This is a genomic window from Coleofasciculus sp. G3-WIS-01 (genome assembly GCF_040223135.1).
GTDB lineage: Bacteria > Cyanobacteriota > Cyanobacteriia > Cyanobacteriales > Coleofasciculaceae > Coleofasciculus.
Genome location: NZ_JAVJZI010000021.1, coordinates 1 through 5,128, shown reverse-complemented (window position 1 = coordinate 5,128; position 5,128 = coordinate 1). Strand labels below are relative to the sequence as shown.

At 44.5% G+C, this 5,128-nt stretch carries 5 protein-coding genes and 2 pseudogenes; 6 read left to right on the top strand and 1 reads right to left on the bottom strand.

Going from position 1 to position 5,128, the window contains the following annotated elements; translation table 11 throughout:
- Positions 1 to 557 precede the first annotated feature (557 nt).
- Positions 558 to 1,016 carry an IS200/IS605 family transposase gene (tnpA, locus tag RIM23_RS02255; protein WP_446364088.1) on the top strand — a complete coding sequence of 153 codons (459 nt, stop codon included), beginning with the start codon at positions 558 to 560 and terminating at the stop codon, positions 1,014 to 1,016.
- 33 nt (positions 1,017 to 1,049) lie between these two features.
- On the opposite strand, the gene RIM23_RS02250 is transcribed toward tnpA, so the two are convergent.
- Positions 1,050 to 1,769: a DUF4388 domain-containing protein gene (locus RIM23_RS02250; protein WP_446364086.1), complete on the bottom strand. Its 720-nt coding sequence runs from the start codon at positions 1,767 to 1,769 to the stop codon at positions 1,050 to 1,052.
- A gap of 124 nt (positions 1,770 to 1,893) precedes the next feature.
- Here RIM23_RS02250 and trpB point away from each other — a divergent pair, with 124 nt between their 5' ends.
- The 5 genes and pseudogenes from trpB to RIM23_RS02225 all read left to right on the top strand — a co-directional run.
- On the top strand, positions 1,894 to 3,153 hold the full coding sequence (trpB, locus tag RIM23_RS02245) for a tryptophan synthase subunit beta (RefSeq protein ID WP_446364090.1): 1,260 nt from the start codon (positions 1,894 to 1,896) through the stop codon (positions 3,151 to 3,153).
- Positions 3,154 to 3,156: 3 nt separating this feature from the next.
- Positions 3,157 to 3,696, top strand: coding sequence for a CAP domain-containing protein (locus RIM23_RS02240; protein WP_446364084.1), 540 nt, complete (start codon positions 3,157 to 3,159; stop codon positions 3,694 to 3,696).
- A gap of 62 nt (positions 3,697 to 3,758) precedes the next feature.
- On the top strand, positions 3,759 to 4,409 hold the full coding sequence (locus tag RIM23_RS02235) for a ribonuclease H-like domain-containing protein (RefSeq protein ID WP_446364082.1): 651 nt from the start codon (positions 3,759 to 3,761) through the stop codon (positions 4,407 to 4,409).
- A 153-nt stretch (positions 4,410 to 4,562) separates the two neighbouring features.
- Positions 4,563 to 4,823, top strand: a pseudogene (locus RIM23_RS02230) (IS607 family transposase); the annotation flags it as partial.
- Positions 4,820 to 5,128: pseudogene (locus tag RIM23_RS02225) on the top strand (hypothetical protein); the annotation flags it as partial. The pseudogenes RIM23_RS02230 and RIM23_RS02225, both read left to right, overlap by 4 nt.

Sequence of the window (5,128 nt, the reverse complement as noted above, 5' to 3'; positions counted from 1 at the left end):
GGGTGAGCCATTTATTTTCCAGCAATGTTATGGTATTACCCGCGCATCCGCCTGGGAATCAATTCCCAGGCTCATAGCCAAAGTCGTCTGAAGACGACTCAGTAATAATACCAGCTCATCCAGATTATCAGGATATAATTATATTTAGAAGAATGATGATGTATTATTCAGTCCGTTTAAACGGACTTTAACTATGAGCCTTGAAATTGATTTCAATGCGGTGTGACAGCGTGGTAATAAGTGCCTATCAATATGTTAACGGGATGGAAATAATTGAAGATGGTGTGACAGCGTGGCAATAAATCCAATCAATATGTTAACGGGATGGAAATAATTGAAGATGGTGTAACAGCATGACAATAAATCCAATCAATATATTATCATTGGTGGAAATTTATTTCCGGTGCTGGGCAAGGGTGAGCAATTTATTTTCCAGCAATGTTATGGTATTACCCGCTCATCCGCCTGGGAATCAATTCCCAGGCTCATAGCCAAAGTCGTCTGAAGACGACTCAGTAATACTATAAGTTAATCCCAATTATACAAAATATAAATTTATGGCGCTTTGGCGGCTTTACTATCATCTCGTCTGGGCGACAAAAGAACGCCAACCGTTGATTGTTCCTGCACGAGAACCCGGATTATACAGCTATATTATCGGTAAAGCTGATTCGCGAGGTTGCATTATTCACGCCATTGGGGGTATAGAAGATCATCTCCATTTAGTGACATCTATCCCACCAAGCCTTGCGATCGCGGATTTTGTCAAATACATTAAAGGAAGTAGCGCCCATCAGTTTAACCAAGATTCACCTCCCACATCAGCCAAGTTTGGTTGGCAGCGCGGATATGGTGTTTTTTCCCTGGGAGGCAAACAACTTGATGAAGCGATTGCCTACGTGAGTCAACAAAAGCAGCATCATTCCCAAGGCACGGTAATCCCATCCTTGGAACGAGATAATTATGAATATGACACTCCCACATCCCGACGAGGTATGACAGGGAACCAAAATTAACTCCTGATGTGGCGTTTAAGTTGACAAATTCAATTAAACTAAAGCTTTTGCCGCTGAAAATTTTGATTTGGGAATGTCATAAGGACGATAGTATATGTCAACAATTTTAGCCAAATCAGCTAAAGTATAATTTGTGTCAAACAAGGATAACTTTAGGCAATGAAAAAAGGTAATATCCATCGTTAACCCCAATTGTTGACAAAAATTTTCCGAAAGTCTACTCCCATTACCTCTATACCGCAGATTTCTAGCGGCAAACAGTTGTTTTAAAACAACGAGTTTTTGGAACAAAACCTCGATAATACTGGCGGGCAACTGCAATCCAGTCATCTCTCGTGTGGGAATAGGCACATTCTGGTCAAATCTAAATTGAGCGTCTGTGAGTTGACAGACTAAACACAGTTGCTGTATCACCTGGACTTGGAACAAATGTTCGAGCTGTTCACCCCGCAACGCTCCTTGATGTCTCAGATACAATCCCAGAGGTTGATCCTCTGGACACAACTGAGCCAGTTTCGTGATCACACGGTTACTCACCCACTCATATTGCTGGATCAGTGAGAGTAACCCTTGATTGTTCAACCGGTTCGCGGCGGCGACAAACTGCCCATTCTCCACCCAAATATAGTAAGACGAGGCAGATCCTGATTCCGATCGCGATCGCAGCCATAGTAAGCCACTTTTATTCCCCTGATCGATAAATCGAAAAATTTCCGGCACAGAAAAATCAGAAAGAAACCCTGTAATGGACATCGCTGGTGAATTGAACCCCTACAACTATTGTCTCGATTAACGGTTAAACTAAGTCGCGATCGCCTGCGTTCGGTCAGATCACGATTTATAATGGGTGGGTGTTGTTGTTGGCGATCTGGCTGTAGTGACCAAAACTCCCCTTCCTCATTCCCGCTCCTCTACCGAAGTAGTACACGAACAACCGGATGCCTTAGGGCGTTTTGGCAAATTTGGCGGCAAGTATGTGCCGGAAACCCTAATGCCTGCACTGTTCGAGTTAGAGCAGTCGTTTAAACAGTACCGCAACCACCCAGATTTTCAGCAGGAATTGCAACAGTTATTGCATGATTATGTCGGGCGTCCTAGTCCTCTATATTTTGCTGAACGGTTAACCGCCCACTATGCCCGCCCCGATGGCGGTGGAGCGCAAATTTATTTGAAACGGGAAGACTTAAATCATACCGGCGCTCATAAGATCAATAATGCCCTAGCCCAGGTCTTATTAGCCAAGCGGATGGGCAAAAAGCGGATTATAGCAGAAACCGGGGCAGGTCAACATGGTGTGGCAACGGCAACGGTTTGTGCTCGGTTCGGCTTGGAATGCATTATCTATATGGGTGTTCAGGATATGGAACGCCAATCCCTAAATGTGTTTCGGATGCGGCTAATGGGTGCTAAAGTTCAACCCGTGGCGGCGGGAACGGGTACGCTTAAGGATGCCACCTCGGAAGCGATTCGCGACTGGGTAACTAATGTGGAAACGACCCATTACATCCTCGGTTCTGTCGCAGGTCCTCATCCATACCCCATGCTCGTGCGTGACTTCCAGGCGATTATTGGTCAAGAAACTCGCACTCAATGTCAAGAGAAATGGGGCGGTTTACCTGATATTTTGTTGGCTTGTGTGGGTGGGGGTTCCAATGCAATGGGACTCTTCCACGAATTTGTCAACGACGAGAGCGTGCGCTTAATTGGTGTTGAAGCCGCCGGGGAAGGTGTAACCTCTCAAAAGCACGCCGCTACCCTAACATCAGGACGTCCGGGTGTACTGCACGGAGCAATGAGCTATTTACTCCAAGATACTGACGGTCAAGTGGTGGAAGCCCACTCGATTAGTGCGGGACTTGATTATCCTGGTGTTGGACCCGAACACAGTTATTTGAAAGATAGTGGTCGGGCAGAATACTATAGTGTTACCGACCAAGACGCGATCGCAGCTTTTCGCCAGTTATCGGAACTCGAAGGAATTATCCCCGCCCTGGAAACCGCCCACGCGATCGCGTATTTAGAAACTCTGTGTTCTCAAGTTCAGGGTAGCCCGAAAATAGTGATTAACTGTTCCGGTCGCGGTGATAAAGATGTACAAACCGTTGGCAAGTTCATTCAGTTAGACTCACAGGATTAAACGGTGCGGTCAAAGTCTCTTTTGGTCATGAGTGGATTACTGCTGCTAAAGTTAGGACTCAGTAGCTGTGATTTGGCGTTGAGTTTCAAGACAACCCCCGTAAGTCAATCCGAATCTCCTGAAACGATTTCTCAACAGTCAAATGACGGTGAATTCACCAATTGGGAAGAATCGGTGCATCAACAGATTAATCAATATCGCCGTTCCCAAAAACTGCCACCGTTAACCTTAGACTCTAACATTAGCAAGCAAGCCAGACTCCACAGTCAGGCAATGGCAACCGGGCGTCTACCCTTAAGTCATGGGGGATTTGAAGAACGAGTCCGCGCGATCGCTCAATCTATTCCCTATCGCCAAGCGGCTGAAAATGTTGCCTATAACCAGGGCTATTCCGACCCCGCCACCCAAGCTGTGCAAGGTTGGTTAAAAAGCCCAGGACATCTAAAAAATATTGCAGGGGATTTTGATGTAACCGGGATTGGCGTAAGTAAAAATGCCAAGGGAGACTATTACTTTACCCAAATTTTCATCAAACGGCAGTAGTTGGTCTTATGTTATTTGCTGGTTATTTTTTCATCATTCATCCTTTATCACTCAGATAACCTATGACTAAACCCCCCATCGAGAAAGAATTGGCGGAATTTCAAGTTTGCGATCGCGACCTTCCCGACGCCCTGCTAAAGACCTATCTAAACGCCGAAGCGATTGCCGTTGATACAGAAACCATGGGGCTGATCTATCAGCGCGATCGCTTGTGTCTGGTGCAACTGTGTGACCCCGAAGACCGAGTTACGGTGATCCGCATTGATAAAAAACAAACTGAAGCCCCCAACCTGAAGCAGTTGCTGGAAGCCCAAACGGTCTTAAAAGTCTTTCACTTTGCCCGTTTCGATCTAGCCATCTTACGCCAAAATCTGGACATCTACGTCCAGCCTGTATTTTGTACAAAAATTTCCAGTAAACTTGCCCGTACCTATACCAACCGCCACGGACTTAAAGATTTAGTCCTGGATCTCGAACAGGTGGAACTGGATAAAAGTTCCCAGAGTTCAGATTGGGGGAATCCCAATAACCTTTCCGATGAACAACTCCGCTATGCCGCAAATGATGTACGTTATTTGCTGTCTGTGCGACAGAAACTGATTGCTATGTTGCAACGAGAAGATCGTTGGCAACTTGCCCAAGAGTGCTTTGATGCCTTATCAGTGATGGTGTCTTTGGATTTGCTCCTCTATCGAGATATCTTTGAACATTAAGACAACCTATCGTAACCTGGGAGGGTTAGCTAACAGTCCGTAAATATCTAGACAATTAGTGACATAACTGGACATTTTCTATGATATAATCAGGCAATGTCTAGTTTAACCCCCCAAGAATCAGCTACTCTACTAGGTGTGACGGTAATTACCAGTTACCAAGTAGAAAGGCTGGTATTAACGCATAAGGATAGACTCCTGAGATTTGGTTCGGATTTGATTTTCACATTATGTGAGACTTTTGGCACCGAGGTAATAATTATCAACCGTTCTGATGATAGTACATTCGAGGAAGACTTGGCGGCAGATGTATTAGAAATTATCACAGTATTTTCCGCTCGTCTATATGGGAGTCGAAGTCATAAGAACAAAAAAATAGTGGATGAACTGAGGGAGGTAGCCAAAAAGCTATGACGACGATAACTTATTGCAAAGGCTTGCCAACTCCCGCCGATGAACTTAACCCCATCGGTTTCACCGACTTGGAGATGTTTTTAACTTCATTGTCCGATATCTTCTATCAAGCAACAGTTGAAACAGTTAACCATTTATTAAATAAAGAAATAAAATTTAATCAATCCAGTTGGAATAGTTATATTCAAGAGAAATACGGAATCAGTAAGCGTTATGCTAACGGAGTAATTTCATTAGCTAAAGGAAAAACTTCCTCAGCCGCATATTGTAGAAAAATCCAGATAAAGCAATTAGAATCACGAGTT